Origin of the sequence: Cryobacterium breve (assembly GCF_027594785.1) — a bacterium.
Lineage (GTDB): Bacteria > Actinomycetota > Actinomycetes > Actinomycetales > Microbacteriaceae > Cryobacterium > Cryobacterium breve_A.
Map to the genome: position 1 here is coordinate 2,966,913 of NZ_CP075584.1, position 17,181 is coordinate 2,984,093.

Genomic DNA, 17,181 nt, shown 5'->3' on the forward strand with positions numbered 1-17,181 from the left:
GGGCGACGCCGGCACGGTCGACCCAGGCACGGACGCCGGGAGCATGGCAGAACGCGGCACCGGTGCGGCAGGGCGTCGGGGCGCAACGGCGGGCGGCTCCGGTGTGCTCGCGGTTCCCGTTTTCGCGACAATCGCCGGACTCGCCGTCCTGCTGGTGTCCAGCAGGCACGGAGAGTCGCAGGTGACGGTGGCGCTCGCCGCGGCCACCCTCGTCGTGTCGTCCGCCCGTACGGTCCTCGCGTTCCGGGAGCTCGGCCGGATGGGCGATCTCGCGAGGCTGGCCCGCAGCGATGACCTCACCGGGCTGCCGAACCGGCGGGCCCTCTACGCCGAGGTGCCCGCCTGGCTGGCCCTCGGCGGCCACAACGCCCTGCTCCTTCTGGACCTGGACCGGTTCAAAGAGGTCAACGACAGTCTCGGGCACGACGTCGGCGACGTGCTCCTCGTGCAGGTGGGCCTGCGGATCGGCGCCCAGCTCGGCGTGGACGACCTCCTCGTGCGCCTCGGCGGCGACGAATTCGCGATCTTCCTCCGCGATTCCGGCCGGGAAGACGCCGAAGTGGTCGCGATCAAGGTGCAATCCGCCCTCGCGGCACCGCACACGCTCGAAGGCATCTCGCTGCAGACGAGCGCGAGCATCGGGATCGCCCTGAGCCCCGAGCACGGTTCGAGCCTCGGAATCCTGATGCGCAAGGCCGACATGGCGATGTACCGCGCCAAGGTGCGGCGAGGCGGGCATCGTGTCTACCACCCGATCGACGACAGTCATGGCGACACCCGGCTGCGCACCCTCGAGGAACTGCGCACGGCGCTCGTGGCGAACCAACTGGTGTTGCACTATCAGCCGAAAGTCGACCTCTCCGGCGGGCAAGTGCGCGGGGTCGAGGCTCTCGTGCGCTGGAACCATCCCAAACGCGGCCTGCTCTACCCGAGCGACTTCCTCGAACTCGTCGAGGACGCCGGCCTGATGCAGACACTGACGGAGCGCGTCCTGGAACTCGCACTCGACCAGGCCGCGGTGTGGCACGTTCGCGGCGAGAGGCTTACGATCGCGGTCAACCTCGCGGCGAGTTCGCTTCTCGATTCCGGCCTGCCCGAACGGGTCGGCGCCATGCTCACCGCGCGTGACCTCCCGGCGACGGCGCTCATGTTCGAGATCACCGAGGCGTTCCTGCTCGACGACCGGGGCCGCGCGAGCGACATCCTCGGGAGACTGCGCTCCCGCGGCATCCGCATCGCCGTCGACGACTTCGGCGTCGGGTACAGCTCGCTCGCCTACCTCCGCGAACTCCCGATCGACGAGCTCAAGCTCGACCGCTCCTTCGTGGCCCCGCTGAACGGCGACAAGCGCGCCGCCGCAGTGGTGTCGTCGAGCATCCACCTCGCCCACAGCCTGGGCCTGCGGATGGTGGCCGAGGGGGTCGAGGACGCCGAGGCGTATGCGCAGGCTCGCCCGGTTCGGCTGCGACCAGGCCCAGGGGTACCACGTGTCTCCGCCGGTGCCCGCCGCCGTATTCGACGAGTGGCTGGCCGCGCGCCTCACAGCGGACGCAGGTACAGTACAGGCGTGAACGATCAGGACAGCACCGCGCCGCAAAGCCCCGGAGCTTCGGGCGCCGCCCCTCACCGTCCCGGACCACGCGGCCCCGGAGTTACCGGAATCGCCGCGTTCCTCGCCAGGCACCGCACTGCGGCCTGGGTCACGGCCGCGGCTATCGCCTTCGCCCTGCTCGGCAGCGGCGCCGTCGTCGCCGGCGCGTCCACGCGCGCCTCCGCTCCCGTCCCCCTCCCGGTCACGGGCTCAGCGACGCCCACCCCGACCCCGACCCCGACGCCCACCCCCCACGCCGACCCCTGTGCGCCCCGTTCCCGGCACGGTCGTCCCCGCGAGCCACCTGCGCACGTGTTCCGTCGCCGCGCTGTCCACCGACTCCCGCCTCGGCAGCTTCCAGTCCCAGGTCGTGAACGCGGCGACGGGCGAGGTCCTCTTCGACCGGGGCGGCAGTACGCCCTCCCGCACCGCGAGCGTGCTCAAGGTGCTCACCTCCGCCGCGGCGCTGAGCGTGCTCGGCCCCGACTACCGGGCGACGACGACGGTCGTGAAAGGCGCAGAGCCCGGCTCACTCGTGCTCGTCGGCGGCGGCGACCTGACCCTCTCCCGGCTGCCGAGCGGCGCCGAGTCGACCTATACCGGCGCTGCACACCTCGACACGCTCGCCGCGCAGGCCGTCGCGGCGTGGCAGGCCGACCCCGCGACCGCGAACACGCCGATCACCTCCCTCGTGCTCGACTCGTCCCTGTTCGGCGACCCGGCGTGGGACCCCAGCTGGAACCGCAAGGAACTCTCCGACGGGTACATGCCCGAAATCACCGCCCTGCAGGTCGACGGCGACAGGGACAACCCGAAGCAGAGCACCTCCGCCCGCAGCAGCGACCCGATCGGTCGCGCCGGGTCCGCGTTCGCCGAGCTGCTGGGCGGCACTGTCACGGTCACCCGTGGCACGGCGCCGGCCGGGGCGACCCAGCTCGCATCCGTCCAATCGCAGCCGGTGTCCACACTGATCAAGCAGGCCCTGATCGTCTCGGACAACACCATCGCCGAGATGCTCGCCCGGCTCGTCGCCGTCAAGTCCGGCGCGGGCAACACCTTCTCGGCCCTGCAGAAGTCGACGGTCGCCGGGCTGCAGACCTACGGCGTCGACACCACGGGCATCGTGATCGCCGACGGCTCCGGCCTGAGCGACAACAATGCCGTTCCGCCGTCGTACCTGACCCGGCTCTTCATCAAGATCAACGCCCGCGAGGGCAACCTCGGGGTCATCTTCGACGGCCTGCCCGTCGCCGGCGGCAAGACCGGCTCCCTCTCCTACAGCGACCGGTTCACGGGCAAGAACGCGGATGCCGACGGTTCCGTGTTCGCGAAGACCGGCTGGATCGACACCGGATACACCCTCTCCGGCATCATCCACGCCGCGGACGGGACCCCGCTCACCTTCGCCGTTTACGCGCTCGGTGATGTGGGTGATAATGCGAAGCAGGCGATCGACACCATCACGGCGGCGTTCTATCGCTGCGGAAACAACCTCTCCAACACGTAGCGCCTCGCGCAGGCGCAGAATTCAGAACGGAGCACCGTGGCCAGGGCCTTGTTCATCATCGACGTGCAGAACGACTTCACGGAGGGCGGCGCCCTGGGGGTCGATGGCGGGGCGGCCGTGGCCGCAGGTATCAGCAGGCTGTTGGCGGAGCATCCGCTGCACTACGACTACGTCTTCGCCTCGCGCGACTGGCACACTGCGGCGGGAGACAACGGCGGCCACTTCGCCGCGGACGGAGCGGAGCCCGACTACATCGGCACCTGGCCCGCGCACTGCGTCGCGGACACCGCAGGCGCGGACTATCACCGGGACCTCGCGCTGCCCGCCGGGACCGTGCACATCCGCAAGGGACAGGGCGAACCGGGGTACTCGATCTTCGCCGGCGTCGACGAGTCGGGCTCGAGAACGGCCGAGTTGCTGATCGAGCATGCGGTGACGGAAGTCGACATCGTCGGAATCGCGACCGATCACTGTGTGCGGGCCTCGGGTCTCGATGCGCTCGAGCACGGCCAGCGGGTGCGCGTGCTCACCGACCTCGTGGTCGGCGTCGACCCGGACGCGAGTGCTGCCGCTCTCGCCGCCCTCGCCTATGCCGGTGCCACCCTGACCACCGCCGAGGACCTCGCGACCGCCTAACGGATTTGTTACTGGGTGCATCCGGATGGGGGGTTCCTCCTGAAGAGGGGGTGGGAGGCAATGCTGCCTCCCGTCACCACGACAAGCAGGAGGTAACCATGCGCAAGATTCTCGCCGTAGGCGCCGCAGCCGGTGTACTCGTCGCTCTCGCAGGATTCGGGCCGGCATACGCCGGGGACGACGGCCACGGGCACGGCCACGGCCACGGCGACAACGGGCCCGCAGAACTGACCGTATTCCACGGCATCCCGGGGATCACCGTCGACGTCTATGTCGATGGAGCCCTCACGCTCAACGACTTCACGCCGGGCTCGTTCTCGGACACGCTGTCGCTCGACCCCGGCACCTACTCGGTCGCGATCACCGCAGCCGACGCCGCAGACGCGAGCAACCCGGTGATCGGCCCGGTCGACCTCGCCCTCGAGAGCGGCGACAACTACACCGCCGTCGCCCACCTCACCGAGTCAGGGGAGCCGACGGCGACCCTGTTCACGAACAACCCCGACTCGGTCGGCAAGGGCAATGGCCGGCTCACGGTGCGTCACGTTGCCGCTGCGCCGTCTGTCGACATCCTCGCTGACGGTGCCGCCGCCATCACCGACCTCACCAACCCCGACGAGGTCGAACTCACCCTCCCCACCGGCACGATCTCCGCGGCCGTCGCCGCGACAGGCACGACCGACCCGCTGCTCGGGCCGGCGGATGTCTCGATCACGAAGCGCACGAACACCATCGTGTACGCCTACGGCAGCCTCGCCGACGGCACGCTCGCGCTCGCCGTACAGACCGTCAAGCTCGAAAAGGGCCACCGGCACTGACCCGTCAGAACTAATCGTCGACACTGACACGTCAGCTACCGGCTCAAGCGGACCGGCCTGCGCAGACACCCACTGCGCGGGCCGGTCTTCGTCCGTCCACGGCCGGTCGCTCACCGTCCTCGAGGATTTCTTTCTGGCCGTTGCATCCGAAATGGCCCCTGAACAGGAAGTGGGGGTAAGAACCAGTTCACCCCCAACGCAGGAGGACACGATGCACACACCACACAGCCCTGGTTTCACAGCTTCACTCACCGCTTCCCTCACGGCCGCTTCGATCGGAGTGCTTGTCATCTTCGGCGGTATCGCTCCCGCCAGCGCCGCAACGGGAGATGCCCAACTGTCCGTGTTCCACGGCGTCCCCGGCCTCACCGTCGACGTGTACGTCAACAACAAGCTGACGATCGACAACTTCAAGCCCGGCGACATGGCCGGCCCCCTCGACCTCCCCGCCGGCACGTACACGGTCGCCATCACCGCCTCCGATGCCACGGACGCGAGCAAGCCCGCGATCGGGCCGGTCGACCTGAAGCTCGAGGCTGGCATGAACTACACCGCGGTCGCGCACCTCGGGGCGGACGCGAAGCCCACCGCCACCCTCTTCACCAACGACACGTCCACGATCGCGGCAGGTTCCGGCCGTCTCGTCGTGCGCCACGTGGCCGCGGCACCCGCCGTCGACGTCCTGGCAAACGGCGCGGTCGCGATCTCGAACCTGTCCAACCCGAAGGAGTCGGTACTCGTGATTCCCGCGGGAACGATCTCGGCCGTCGTCGCCGCCACCGGCACCACGGCACCCGTGATCGGCCCGGCCGATGTGAAGGTGGCCGAGGGTGTCGACACGATCGTCTACGCCTGGGGCAGCCTCGCCGACAAGAACCTCGCGGTCGCCGTGCAGACCGTCTCGGGCATGAACTCCGACCCCAACGGCATCCCCGCCGGTGAGGCCGGACTCGTCGCGACCAACCGGCCTGCAGACCAGACCCCGCTCTGGGTCGGCGGCATCGGCGTGCTCGTGCTGCTCGGCCTCGGGTCGGCCACCTTCCTCGGACTCCGCCGAGCGCGCCGCTAAGCGCGCGAGCCAGGACTGAGGAACAACGATGAGGGCCACGGCGGGCAAGATCGGGATGCTCACCGTGGCCCTTGTCCTGCTCTGCGTTGTCGCGGTGGCACTGATGTTGAGCGGATGCGTGAGCGCGCCCGACGCGTCACCCCTCGCGGCCGCGTCGACGCAGCCCCCCGCGACGTCACCGTCCACGCCGTCGGCGGTGCCGCTCCTCACCGGGGCGAGCGCCGACATCCGCTCGGTGCAGGCCGCGGAGCCGGAGCCTGGTCGCGCCGGTGCGGATCAGGATCGAGGCGCTCGGGATCGATATGGGGATCGAAGCCGTCGGGCTCGGGGACAGCGGCGGCATGGGGCTGCCGAAGAACCCGGCCATTGCCGCCTGGTACAAGTTCGGGCCGGCGCCCGCGAGTGCGGCGGGCGCGACGGTGATCGCGGCGCACGTCGACTCGCTCGAGTACGACATCGGCCCGTTCTCCCGGCTCGCCAGCGCGCCGGCGGGAACCGAGATCGTGCTCTCCCTGGCCGACGGCTCCGAGCGGCGCTACAGCGTCGCATCCGTCACTCTCACGCTCAAGCCCGACGTGCCCTGGCCGACGATCTTCGACCGGACCGGGCCTGCCCGGCTCACCCTCGTCACGTGCGGCGGTGAATTCGACTACACCGCGAGGCGGTATCTCTCGAACGTGATCGTTTCGGCGACGCCGGTTCCCTGATGCCCAGGTCTGGCTATGCTGTCGCCGACGGAGCTCCGCCATCCGCACCCGACAGGGGCTGCGGATGACCGGGCGCCGCACGACCACCAGCACCGACCTGTCAGCCGGGAGGCGACGCACACCCGTGACCGTACCCATCGATGACGTCGACCACCTGCGCCTCGTCGCCGCGTTCCGCGCCGGGGACGAGCGCGCCCTCGCCGAGGCCTATGCGCGCTGGTCATCGCTCGTCTACACGATCGCTGTGCGCTCGCTCGGAGATCCCGGCGAGGCAGAGGACGTGACGCAGACGGTGTTCATCGCCGCCTGGCGTGGCAGGGACAACTACGATCCCGCCCGGGCTCGGCTGCCCGCCTGGATCGTGGGCATCACCCGCCACACCGTCGCCGACACTCACGAGGCCCGTTCCCGGCGGCGCCGGATCGAGCAGGCCGTCGCGGGCGAACTGCGCACGACGTCCGTCGACGACTCGGTCGACGTCGCCGACAGGGTGATGTTCGCGGAGGAGTTGCAGCGGCTCGCGCCGGTTCCGCAGCGTGTCATGCAACTTGCCTTCTATGCTGACCTCACCCACGCGCAGATCGCCTCGATGCTCGATTTGCCGCTGGGAACAGTCAAGAGCCATATCCGCCGAAGTCTCGGCCGGTTGCGAGCCCGATTGGAGGCCGATGATGACGCATATTGACCGCGACGACCTCGCGCTCATCGCCCTCGCCGAATTCGACCTCACCGAGGCGGAGCGTGGGCACCTTGCGGAGTGCCCGCAGTGTGCGCTCGAACTCATCTCGCTCCAGCACACCGCCGCGGTCGGCCGGTCCGCCCGGCACGTCAGCCTCACCGAACCGTCCGCCGCCGTGTGGGCGGGCATTCACGCGACCCTCGGCCTCAGCGCCGCCGTCGGAGCGGCGCCGCTGCTCCGCGACTTCGTGCGCCCGGCGGATGCTGCCGGTGCCGGCGACGACGTGGGCGACCTCCTCGAGGGCGAGCGGGAGACATCCGCCGGTGTCGTCAGCGGGGCCGTTTCCGGGACCGATGCGGGGATCGACTCCGGTGTCGACGCCGGGATCGACACCCGGATCGACGCCGGGGAGCCGCCGACCGTGGAGCCGCCGGTCGTACGGCCGTCCGTCGCGCATCCGCCCGTTCTGCCGCAGTCCACCGCCACACCTGGCGGAGACCCGGCTGTCGCTGACCCGCCGTCCACGCGACCGCCCGCGTCCGACTCGCCCGCTGCGATGCGTCCGCGCCGACGGAGGACGGCCAGGCGCCGGACCGGGCTGCGGGTCCTCCTCGCCGGGGCTGCGGCCATGGTGCTGGTCCTCGGCGGTTTCGTCGCCGCGCGCTGGATCGACGCGATGCAGCAGCCCGCGACAGCGCCCGTCACTTTCGAGGCCCGCCTCACGCCGTTCCCCGGCTGGCAGGCGAGCGGCAGCGCCGAGGTCGAGGCCACTCCCGGCGGGCACCGCGAGGTCGTCGTCGACCTCACCGGCCTCTCCGTCGCCACAGCGGCGGCTCCCTCCGCGAGGTCTGGCTGATCAAGGCGGATGCCTCCGGCCTGATCAGTATCGGCCTCCTCGACGGCAACACCGGCCATTTCGACATTCCCGACGACGTCGACCTCGCCCAGTACCCGCTCGTCGACGTGTCTGCGGAGCCCGACAACGGAAACCCGGCCCACTCAGGAAATTCGATCGTGCGCGGCGAACTGCACGCTACGTGAGTGCGACCGCCCGCGGATAGGCTGGACGAGGCAGAACAGCAGACACACGCGACAGGGAGACACAATGACGAACGTCACCGAAGCCGAACTTCTCCGGATGGTTCCGAAGGAACTCTTCATCAACGGGGAGTGGGTGCCCGCAGGTGACGGGGCCACCCTCGACGTCGTCGACCCGGCCACCGGGCTCGTCATCGCCTCGATCGCCGACGCCGGGGTCGCCGACGGTGCTGCGGCCCTCGATGCGGCCGTCGAGGCCCAGGACAGCTGGGCGGCGACCCCGCCCCGGGTCCGCGGCGAGATCCTGCGGCGGGCCTTCGACCTGATGCAGGAGCGCAAACAGGAATTCGCGTTGCTGATGACGATCGAGATGGGCAAACCGCTCGCCGAGGCCTACGGAGAGGTCGCGTATGGCGGCGAATTCCTGCGCTGGTTCAGCGAGGAGGCGGTGCGCATCAGCGGCCGGTACGGCACGAACCCCGAGGGCACCGGGCGGATGCTGGTGTCCCAGCACCCCGTCGGCCCCTGCTTCCTGATCACGCCCTGGAACTTCCCGCTCGCCATGGCCACCCGCAAGATCGCCCCCGCGCTCGCCGCCGGCTGCACCGTCGTCGTGAAGCCGGCGTCCCTGACCCCGCTCACGACCCTGTATTTCGCCAAGCTCCTCGCGGAGGTGGGGCTCCCCGCCGGCGTGCTCAACGTCATCACCACCTCGCGCTCCGGCGCGGTGTCCGACCCGATCATCGCCGACCCGCGGCTGCGCAAGCTCAGCTTCACCGGCTCGACGGCCGTCGGCCGCCGCATGATCGGCCAGGCCGGCCAGGGCGTGCTGCGCACCTCGATGGAACTCGGCGGCAACGCGCCGTTCATCGTCTTCGCAGACGCCGACCTCGACAAGGCCGTCGACGGCGCGATCGCGGCGAAGTTCCGCAACGTCGGGCAGGCCTGCACGGCCGCCAACCGGTTCATCGTGCAGGCATCCGTCGCCGAGGAGTTCGCCCGCCGGGTCACCGCGCGGGTCCAGGACTTCGTCGTGGGTCGCGGCACCGCCGAGGGCGTGAACATCGGACCGCTGATCAACGCCGGGGCCGTGGAGAAGGCATCCACCCTCGTGCAGGACGCCCTCGAGCGCGGCGCGACGCTTCTCACCGGCGGCGATTCCATCGAAGGCGCCGGCACCTTCTTCGAGCCGACCGTGCTGGCCGGGGTCGCGCCGGGCAGCGATATCCTGCGCGAGGAGATCTTCGGGCCGGTGCTCGCGATCGCGACCTTCGACGAGGAGGATGACGCCGTACGCCTCGCCAACGACACCGAGTTCGGGCTGGTCAGCTACGTCTTCACCCGGGACCTCGCCCGCGGGCAACGCATGGTCGAACGCCTCCAGACCGGCATGATGGGGCTCAACATCGGCGTCATCTCGAACGCGGCCGCGCCGTTCGGTGGGGTCAAGCAGTCCGGCCTCGGCCGCGAGGGTGGTCCGGAAGGCATCCAGGAGTACCTCTCGACCAAGTACACGATGACCCCGGACCCCTTCGCCGACTAGCCCCCCTCGGTTTGGCATAACTCCTGCAGATTCTGTCCGGCCGTCGTGGCACCCGCGTCTTTCCGCGGTAGCCGGGTGGCCCGCACTGGAATGTGCAGGAGTTATGCCCACTACCCGGCTCGTAGACTGAACGGATGCCCGTCATCGAGATCACGGACCTCGACGACCCGAGGCTCGTCGACTACGCCCACGTCACCGACGTCGCCCTCAAGAAGGCGCGCGGCAGCGAGCACGGCGTGTATATCGCCGAGTCGGCGCTCGTGCTCGAGCGAGCGCTCCGGGCCGGCCACCGGCCCCGCTCCGTGCTCGCGCTCGGCAACACGGCCGACGAGGCCAGGGCGCTCGTCGGCGACGACGTTCCGGTGTTCGTCGGGCCCGGCGACCTCCTCGCGGAACTGACGGGCTACATCCTGCACCGCGGCGTGATCGCGGCGATGAACCGGCCCGCCCTGCCCGACGCCGACACCCTGCTCGCGGGCGCCCGCCGCATCGTCATTCTCGAGAACGTGTCGGACCCCACCAACGTCGGCGCGATCTTCCGCTCCGCCGGCGCGATCGGGGCGGATGCGATCCTCGTCACCCCGCGCTGCTCCGACCCGTTCTACCGCCGGGCCATCCGGGTCTCGATGGGCACGGTGCTGCAGGTGCCGTGGACCCGCGTCGGGGACTGGGCGGATACCCGCGCCCTGCTGTCGCGGCACGGCTTCCACGTCGCCGCGCTCGCCCTCCGGGCGGATGCCGTCAGCCTGCGCGACTTCGACGGCCGCGATCACGAGAAGCTCGCCCTGCTGCTCGGTGCAGAGGGCGAGGGCCTCACCGAGGACGCCCTCGCCGCCTCGGACAGCGTCGTGCAGATCCCGATGAAGCACGGCATCGACTCCCTCAACGTCGCCGCGGCCAGTGCCGTCGCGATGTGGGCGCTCTCCGCCTGACCCGCGCCGCGCATCCGCCCCTGGCCCGGCCATCGGGGGCTAACTCAGGAAGAATGCCGTCGGTGATCCCGGCGACCCGCGGACCAGTGCTGTCACCGTCGGGCGTGAGAGCGAACTTCCTGAGTTAGCCCCCAAGGTAGCCACCGACGCCCGCGGTCCCCGGCGGCGCGGCACCGACAGGCCTAGGCTGTCGGCATGAGCAACGAGGCCGTGATCATCGATGTCGTGCGCACCCCGTCCGGGCGGGGCAAGCCGAATGGCGCGCTGTCGGGGGTGCACCCGGCGGACCTGCTCGCCGGGGTGCTCGCCGAGCTGGTCCGCCGGAACGACCTCGACCCCGCGCTCGTCGACGACGTGATCGGCGGCTGCGTCACGCAGGCGGGCGAGCAGGGCTACAACGTGACCCGAACCGCACTGCTCAGCGCGGGATTCCCGGAGTCGGTGCCGGGCACGACGATCGACCGGCAGTGCGGGTCCAGCCAGCAGGCGGCGACCTTCGCCGCCCAGGGCGTCATCGCCGGCAGCTACGACATCGTGATCGCGTGCGGCGTCGAGTCGATGAGCCGGGTGCCGCTGGGCTCCTCGCTGCTTTCGGGGCAGGACCCGTCGGGGCCGCTCCTGCACAAGCGCTACCCGAACGGCCTCGTCGGCCAGGGCGTGTCCGCGGAGCCTGATCACCCGCCGCTGGGGCCTGACCCGTACGGAGCTCGACGACTACGCGGTCCGCTCGCACTGGTTGGCCGCCGAAGCGCGCGACCGCGGTGATGTCGCGCGCGGCCTCGTGCCGGTCCGATTGGCGGACGGCACCGTCGTCACCGACGACGAGACCATCCGCCCCGGCACCACGATGGACACCCTGGCCGCCTTGCCGCCCGCGTTCCGCACGCCGGACCTCGCCGCCCGGTTCCCCGACCTCGAGTGGCACACCACCGCCGGCAACTCCTCCCCGCTCACCGACGGTGCCTCCGCGGTGCTGATCATGAGCGCCGCGCGCGCCGCCGAGCTCGGCTGCACCCCGCGGGCACGGTTCGACAGCTTTGCGATCGCCGGGAGCGACCCCCTGCTGATGCTCACCGGCGTGATCCCGGCGACCCGCCGCATCCTTGCCCGCTCCGGCCTCGACCTCGACGACCTCGACGCCTACGAGGTCAACGAGGCCTTCGCCTGCGTCCCGCTGGTCTGGGCACGCGAATTCGACGCCGACCCCGCCCGGCTCAACCCGGACGGCGGCGCGATCGCCCTCGGCCACGCTCTCGGCTCGTCCGGAACCCGGCTGCTGGGCACCCTGCTCGGCACCCTCGAGCGCACCGGCGGCCGGTTCGGCCTGCAGACCATGTGCGAGGGCGGCGGCATGGCCAATGCGATGATCATCGAGAGGCTCTGACATGCGCATCGACGGATGCTCCGCGCTCGTGACCGGGGCCGCCTCCGGCCTCGGCCTGGCCACGGCCACCGCCCTGCACGCGGCCGGGGCGGCTGTCGTGCTCCTCGACCTGCCCGGGGCGCCGGGTGCCGCGATCGTCGCCGCCCTCGGCGAACGCACGCGTTTCGTCGCCGGCGATGTCACGAGCGCGGGCGACGTGCACAGCGCCGTCGAGGCGGCGGTGTCGATGGCGCCGCTGCGAATCGTCGTGACCTGCGCGGGAATCGCCCCGGCGGAACGGACCGTCGGGCGGGACGGCCCGCTCCCGCTCGACGAGTTCGAGCGGGTCCTCCGCGTGAACCTCACCGGCACCTTCAATGTGATCCGGCTCGCGGCGGCCGCGATGCTCGCCGCCGAGCCGATCGACGCGCTGGGCATCGGCCTCGGCTCCAGTTCCGGTAGTGGTGCCGGGGGAGGCGGGACCGCCGAACGGGGCGTGATCGTGACGACGGCATCCGTCGCCGCCTTCGACGGGCAGGTCGGGCAGGCGGCCTATGCGGCCTCGAAGGGCGGGGTCGCGGCGATGACCCTGCCGCTCGCCCGGGAGTTCGCGCGCTCGCTGATCCGGGTCGTGTCGATCGCGCCCGGCGTCTTCGACACCGCGATGCTGCAGGGCATGCCTGCTGCAGTGCGCGAGTCGCTCGCCGCGCAGGTTCCGCACCCGGCGCGGCTCGGGGACCCCAGCGAGTTCGCCGCGCTCGTGCGTCACATCGTGGAGAACCCGATGCTCAACGGGGAGACAATCCGGCTCGACGGCGGAATCCGGATGCCGCCCCGATGAGCCGCACGGTCGGCTACTCGGTGTGGTTGACCTTCCGCCGCGGGGAGTCTGCGGCCCAGCGCTCGGCGGAATCCGTCGCGAGCGCGGCGATCTCGTCCTGGCGGTGCACGATCACCTCTGCGGCCGCGATCCTCTCCGTCAGGGGCGTCCGGGCGACGCCCGAGAGCAGCGCGGTGAGCTGTGCTTCGTACTCGAGCCGGTGGTTTTCGGTGCCGTCGGTCAGCGCACTGAGCAGGGCGGCATACTCGGTGCGCGCCTCGCGGGCGGTTGCCTGCTCGGTCTGGGCATTCAACTCGAAGAACTTGGTGCGCGCCCGGTTCTCGGAAATGAGGGCGGCGCGATAGTTGGGTCCGGTGCTCTTCTGGCCGGTCTTCACCCGCAGGCTCGGTAGCCCGGGCCAGGATCTCCCCGGCCCGGTCGCGCTCGGCGCGCAGCATCTGCGAGCCCGTGACCGTGCCGACGTAGTTCGCCACGACCGGTCCGCCGGGCGCGGGCGCCAGCGGCGGGCGTGTCGACCTGGTCAGGGGAGCCTGGGGTGCGCGCTGTGCTGCGACACGTGCGGCGGACTCGGCCGCGGACCGCACCGTCGCCGGTGGTTCCGGCTCCGGCGGCGCGGGCAGTCGCGACGGGCCGGCCAAGGGCACGTGTAGCGGCACCTGAATCGCCTGGGCGGATGCGGATGCGTATGCTGCGGCTTGTGCCGTCGCGGTTGCTGCCTGCTCGGCGGCGGCTTCTGCGGCGGCCTGGGCAGCAACGGCTTGCGACCGTAGGGCCTGCTCCGCGGCCGACCGCTCCGCGGCGGCTTGCGCGGCGGCATCCGCGGCGGCTTGTCTGGCGGCTGCCTGAGCGCCGGCTGCCTGCTCGGCTGCGGCCTGCTTCGCGGCTTGGGTGGCAGCTGCTTGCGCGGCCGTGGCCCGCTCGGACGCGACCTGTGCGGCAGCGTGCGCGGCTGCGGCTCGTGCTGAGGCTGCGTGCGTCCGTGCGGACTGCTCCGCAGCAGTGTGCGTGGCGGCAGCCTGCGCCGCCTGGGCCTGCTCGGCCGCTCGGTGTGCTGCTGCTTGTGCCGCCGCGGTTTGCTCGGCGGCGACCTGTGCCGTCTCAACCTGCGCCGCGTCCGCCTGCACGGCGGCGGCCTGCGCCGCTACCGCTTGAGCGACCGCGGTCTCTGCGGCGGCAAGGGCCAGAGCCAGAGCCGCAGCGGATGCGTCGGGTCGCGCCAGCGGTGCTGCCACCGGTGGCGCGGCAAACTGCGGTGCGGCAAACTGCGGCGCGGCAAAGGACAGCGCGCCGGCGAGCGGTGCGGCAACAGACAGCTCGCCACCGAGCGGCGCGGTGGCCGGCGACGTGGCCTGGACTGCGGCCGGCAGAAGGGCAAGCGGCCCAGCAACGGGTGCGGTCACAGGAGCGGAAGCCGCACCCGTGCCCGCGTACCCGGTGTCCCGGGGTTGGACGGCCCGTGCCACGAAGTCGGGGACCACCACGGTGCTGCCGTCGCCCCGCTTGAGCACCCAGTTCACGTTGTCCCGGCCGCTCACCGTGGGCACCGAGATCTGGCCGACGTCGACGAACGCCTGTTGCGCGTAGTACTCAGCGTTGGAGAGCACGCCCTTCCCGGGCGACACCCGGGCGTTCATGTGCCGGCTGAACCGGCTCCGTTCGGCGATGCTCAGGAGCGCCGGGTTGAAGGTGATCGCCGCGCTGCGCCCGAGCCGGACGACGGGTGAGGATCCGGTCGCGGGCTGGCTCACTCGTGCGGGCGGCAGAGTCTTCGCGGCCGTGCGTACGGCGGACCGCTGGCTACGCCGCAGCAGGGCCTCACGTTCGACGTCGCGGAAGTCGCCTGCGGCGCTCACGCGAGATCTCCCGCTCGTTCGGCGGCGTGGTTCAGGGGCCGGTCTAAGGCATCGGGTACAGGTGTATCGGGTGTCGGGTGGGTCACGGCGGGTCCGCGTTTCTCGCTTCGACGTCACCTCTTCGTCGGGGTGCTCAGCCGACCGAGGTTTCGGGACCGTGAAGTCGGCAGTCGAACGGAGGGGACCGGTCCGCAGGCAGCGCCAGGAGGGGTCCGACACCGTCTGGAAAATCGAATCAGCCGCTGGGGCGAACGACAGACCTTCCGACGAATGGTTACGTAGTAATAGATGGGTGTGGTCGGCCGTGCGACTGCCCCCAGAACAGGGGGAAATCACGCGCCCACCGATACCCTAGCTGCGCCGACGGCCTCACCGCCAGACATTGCGGCGGGTTAAAGCCGTCGCGGGCTGCTGCTGGGTGATGCAGTGGATGCCTCCGCCGCGGGCGAAGAGCGGCCGCGCGTCGACGGTCACGACTTTTCGTCCCGGGTAGGCGTCCTCGAGGATCGACCGTGCCGCGGCATCCGCCTGGGCTTCGCCGAAGCCGCACGCGATGACTCCGCCGTTGACCACGAGGTGGTTCACATAGCTGTAGTCGACGAAGCCTTCGGCGTCCGAGAGCCGGGCGGGCGCGGGCAGGTCGATGATCGTCCACGGCCGGCCGGCGGCATCCGTCGACGCGGCGAGCACCGCGCGCAATTCCCGGGTCACGGTGTAGTCGGGATGCGCCGGGTCATTCTGGGCGTGCACGAGGAGCGTTCCCGGCGCGGGGATCGCGGCAACGATGTCGACGTGCCCGCGGGTGCCGAAGCGGGCCTGGTCGCGGGTGAGGCCACGCGGCAGCCAGATGGCGTGCGTCGCCCCGATCGTGCGGGCGAGTTCGGCCTCGACCCTGGCCCGGGTGGCGTGCGGGTTCCGGCCCGGGTCGAGCTGCACGGTCTCGGTGACGATGACGGTGCCCGTCCCGTCGACCTGGATGCCGCCGCCCTCGTTGACGAGCAGGGAGGACACCGGGATCGCCCCGGCCGCGCGGGTCACGAGGGCGGCGATGCCGGCGTCCCGGTCCCAGCTCGCCCAGTCCTGGCCGCCCCAGCCGTTGAAGATCCAGTCGACCGCGCCGAGCCGCCCGGCCGGATCGAGCACGAAGGTCGGCCCGATGTCGCGCATCCAGGCGTCGTCGAGCGGGGCCTCGAGCACGTCGACGTCGGCGGAGAGGTGCCGCGCGGCGGTCGCCCGCGCGTCGCGTGCGCCGGTCCCGTCAGTCCCTCCGGTCCCCCCGTCGGCGCTCCCGCCGGGGTCGACGACCATGGTCACCGGCTCGAACTCGAGCACAGCGTGCGCGACGGCAGCCCAGGTGCTGCGCGCCTCCTCCGCCTCGGCCGCCGTGTCGCCGAGCGTGTAGCCGTCGGAGGGGAACGCCATCCAGACCCGCTCCTGTGGCGCGGTCTCCGCGGGCATCCGCCAGGTCATGCGCGAGTCGCCGCGCTCACGCTCGAGTCGGCGTCCCCACCGAACGGATGTCCCGGCTCGACCGGGGCGGTCAGGCGTCCGTAGCTGTCGGGCCGGCGCGTGCCCAGGAACGGGAACAGGGTCAGCCACTCGGCCCGCTGGGCGAGATCGAGGTCGGCCACGAGCACGGCCGAGTCGTCCCGGGGGCCTGGACCAGCATCCGTCCATAGGGATCGGAGATGAACGAGGAGCCGTAGAAGGTCAGGTCGCCCTCGTCGCCCCAGCGGTTGGGGACGACCATGAACAGGCCGCTCGTGATGCCGTTGCCGACGATGACGTGCTGCCAGATCGGCTGGGTGTCGAAGGTGGGGAAGCCCGGTTCGGAGCCGATCGCGGTCGGGTAGGCGAGGAACTGTGCCCCCGCGAGGCCGTAGAGGCGCGAGACCTCGGGGAACCACTCGTCCCAGCACGTCGGCAAGCCGATGCGGGCGCCGCCCAGCTCGGCGGGGGCATAGACGGGGTAGGCGTCCTCCGGCGGGCCCGGGCGGAAGTAGGTGTCCTCGTAGTAGCCCTCGGTCACCGGGATGTGCAGCTTGCGGGTGCGGCCGAGCAGGCTCGCCGGAGGGGGAGACGATGATCGCGGTGTTGTAACCGCGCGGGTCGCCGGGCTGGTCAGCCGCATCGGGCCGTTCGAACAGCGAGGCGTGCACGACGACGCCGTGCGCGCGGGCCTGTTCGGCGGCGAAGGCGAACGTCGGCCCGGTCAGCAGGTCCTCGGCGTCGAGCTTGGGCACGCCGGTCGCGCGCCGGTTTCCCGGGTATTTGCGGAGGGTCAACTCCGGGAGGAAGACGATCCGGGCACCGGCCCCGGCAGCCAGGCGGATGCCCTCCGCGAGTTCGGCGCGGAGGACATCCTCGTCCGCGTGCCAGCGGTGCTGCACGAGGGCGACCCGGAGCGGGCCGGCGGGGGCCTCCGCGGTGTGGGCAGGCGAAGTGCCGGCGGCGGGTGTGGTGCCGGCGACCCGGGTCAGCGGCGGGGCGGAGGGGGCGATGATGAGCTGCAAGGCGTCTCCTGGGGTGCCGGGAACGGCGGTCGAAGGAAGGATAGTGAGCCAGTTGATCACTTGATCAATAAGCCCGAGGCAAAACTATATA

The 17,181-nt window shown here is 71.2% G+C and carries 15 protein-coding genes and 3 pseudogenes; 13 read left to right on the plus strand and 5 right to left on the minus strand.

Annotated elements, in window-relative coordinates; genetic code table 11:
- Positions 1-259: 259 nt before the first annotated feature.
- The 12 genes and pseudogenes from KIV56_RS20545 to KIV56_RS14555 all read left to right on the plus strand — a co-directional run.
- Positions 260-1,390 (plus strand): annotated as a pseudogene (locus KIV56_RS20545) (putative bifunctional diguanylate cyclase/phosphodiesterase); the annotation flags it as partial.
- Positions 1,391-1,856: 466 nt separating this feature from the next.
- A complete protein-coding gene (gene dacB / locus KIV56_RS14505) occupies positions 1,857-3,098 on the plus strand; it encodes a D-alanyl-D-alanine carboxypeptidase/D-alanyl-D-alanine endopeptidase (protein ID WP_281533999.1) in 1,242 nt (413 codons plus the stop codon).
- Between the two features lie 36 nt (positions 3,099-3,134).
- On the plus strand, positions 3,135-3,734 hold the full coding sequence (locus tag KIV56_RS14510) for an isochorismatase family protein (protein ID WP_281534000.1): 600 nt from the start codon (positions 3,135-3,137) through the stop codon (positions 3,732-3,734).
- A 98-nt stretch (positions 3,735-3,832) separates the two neighbouring features.
- Positions 3,833-4,552 (plus strand): DUF4397 domain-containing protein, encoded by a 720-nt coding sequence (locus KIV56_RS14515; protein WP_281534001.1) that lies wholly within the window; start codon positions 3,833-3,835, stop codon positions 4,550-4,552.
- Between the two features lie 211 nt (positions 4,553-4,763).
- Positions 4,764-5,621 (plus strand): DUF4397 domain-containing protein, encoded by an 858-nt coding sequence (locus KIV56_RS14520; protein ID WP_281534002.1) that lies wholly within the window; start codon positions 4,764-4,766, stop codon positions 5,619-5,621.
- 269 nt (positions 5,622-5,890) lie between these two features.
- Positions 5,891-6,328, plus strand: coding sequence for a class F sortase (locus tag KIV56_RS14525; protein ID WP_281534003.1), 438 nt, complete (start codon positions 5,891-5,893; stop codon positions 6,326-6,328).
- A gap of 124 nt (positions 6,329-6,452) precedes the next feature.
- Entirely contained in the window at positions 6,453-7,013 is a 561-nt protein-coding gene (locus KIV56_RS14530) for an RNA polymerase sigma factor (protein ID WP_281534004.1), read from the plus strand.
- A 729-nt stretch (positions 7,014-7,742) separates the two neighbouring features.
- Complete coding sequence (locus tag KIV56_RS20550) at positions 7,743-8,048, plus strand: anti-sigma factor domain-containing protein (protein WP_432432642.1); 306 nt, start codon at positions 7,743-7,745, stop codon at positions 8,046-8,048.
- A 64-nt stretch (positions 8,049-8,112) separates the two neighbouring features.
- Positions 8,113-9,588 carry an NAD-dependent succinate-semialdehyde dehydrogenase gene (locus KIV56_RS14540; RefSeq protein ID WP_281534005.1) on the plus strand — a complete coding sequence of 492 codons (1,476 nt, stop codon included), beginning with the start codon at positions 8,113-8,115 and terminating at the stop codon, positions 9,586-9,588.
- A 134-nt stretch (positions 9,589-9,722) separates the two neighbouring features.
- Positions 9,723-10,520: a TrmH family RNA methyltransferase gene (locus KIV56_RS14545; protein WP_281534006.1), complete on the plus strand. Its 798-nt coding sequence runs from the start codon at positions 9,723-9,725 to the stop codon at positions 10,518-10,520.
- 195 nt (positions 10,521-10,715) lie between these two features.
- Positions 10,716-11,904, plus strand: a pseudogene (locus KIV56_RS14550) (thiolase family protein).
- 1 nt (position 11,905) lies between these two features.
- Positions 11,906-12,724 (plus strand): SDR family NAD(P)-dependent oxidoreductase, encoded by an 819-nt coding sequence (locus KIV56_RS14555; protein ID WP_281534007.1) that lies wholly within the window; start codon positions 11,906-11,908, stop codon positions 12,722-12,724.
- A gap of 13 nt (positions 12,725-12,737) precedes the next feature.
- Here the strand turns inward: KIV56_RS14555 and KIV56_RS14560 are convergent, their stop codons facing one another.
- Positions 12,738-13,100, minus strand: coding sequence for a hypothetical protein (locus KIV56_RS14560; protein WP_281534008.1), 363 nt, complete (start codon positions 13,098-13,100; stop codon positions 12,738-12,740).
- A gap of 956 nt (positions 13,101-14,056) precedes the next feature.
- On the opposite strand from KIV56_RS14560, the gene KIV56_RS14565 reads away from it, so the two are divergent.
- A complete protein-coding gene (locus KIV56_RS14565; protein ID WP_281534009.1) occupies positions 14,057-14,308 on the plus strand; it encodes a hypothetical protein in 252 nt (83 codons plus the stop codon).
- 638 nt (positions 14,309-14,946) lie between these two features.
- Here the strand turns inward: KIV56_RS14565 and KIV56_RS14570 are convergent.
- The 4 genes and pseudogenes from KIV56_RS14570 to KIV56_RS20565 form a co-directional block, all read right to left on the minus strand.
- Positions 14,947-16,047, minus strand: a complete 1,101-nt coding sequence (locus tag KIV56_RS14570; RefSeq protein ID WP_281534010.1) for an agmatine deiminase family protein — start codon at positions 16,045-16,047, stop codon at positions 14,947-14,949.
- Entirely contained in the window at positions 16,044-16,208 is a 165-nt protein-coding gene (locus tag KIV56_RS20555; protein WP_432432653.1) for a hypothetical protein, read from the minus strand. Before KIV56_RS20555 ends, KIV56_RS14570 begins: the two co-directional genes overlap by 4 nt.
- The gene (locus KIV56_RS20560; RefSeq protein ID WP_432432558.1) at positions 16,169-16,708 is read right to left on the minus strand and encodes a nitrilase-related carbon-nitrogen hydrolase; all 540 of its coding nucleotides are present in this window, start codon (positions 16,706-16,708) and stop codon (positions 16,169-16,171) included. The genes KIV56_RS20555 and KIV56_RS20560 overlap by 40 nt, the downstream gene beginning before the upstream one ends.
- Positions 16,698-17,150: pseudogene (locus tag KIV56_RS20565) on the minus strand (nitrilase-related carbon-nitrogen hydrolase); the annotation flags it as partial. The pseudogene KIV56_RS20565 and the gene KIV56_RS20560, both read right to left, overlap by 11 nt.
- Between the last annotated feature and the right edge of the window lie 31 nt (positions 17,151-17,181).

Coding starts and splice junctions, on each gene's coding strand:
- KIV56_RS14515 (WP_281534001.1), top strand. CDS start 3,833: ATGCGCAAGATTCTCGCCGTAGGCGCCGCAGCCGGTGTACTCGTCGCT.
- KIV56_RS14540 (WP_281534005.1), top strand. CDS start 8,113: ATGACGAACGTCACCGAAGCCGAACTTCTCCGGATGGTTCCGAAGGAA.
- KIV56_RS14570 (WP_281534010.1), bottom strand. CDS start 16,047: ATGACCTGGCGGATGCCCGCGGAGACCGCGCCACAGGAGCGGGTCTGG.
- KIV56_RS14555 (WP_281534007.1), top strand. CDS start 11,906: ATGCGCATCGACGGATGCTCCGCGCTCGTGACCGGGGCCGCCTCCGGC.
- KIV56_RS14545 (WP_281534006.1), top strand. CDS start 9,723: ATGCCCGTCATCGAGATCACGGACCTCGACGACCCGAGGCTCGTCGAC.
- KIV56_RS20560 (WP_432432558.1), bottom strand. CDS start 16,708: ATGCGGCTGACCAGCCCGGCGACCCGCGCGGTTACAACACCGCGATCA.
- KIV56_RS14520 (WP_281534002.1), top strand. CDS start 4,764: ATGCACACACCACACAGCCCTGGTTTCACAGCTTCACTCACCGCTTCC.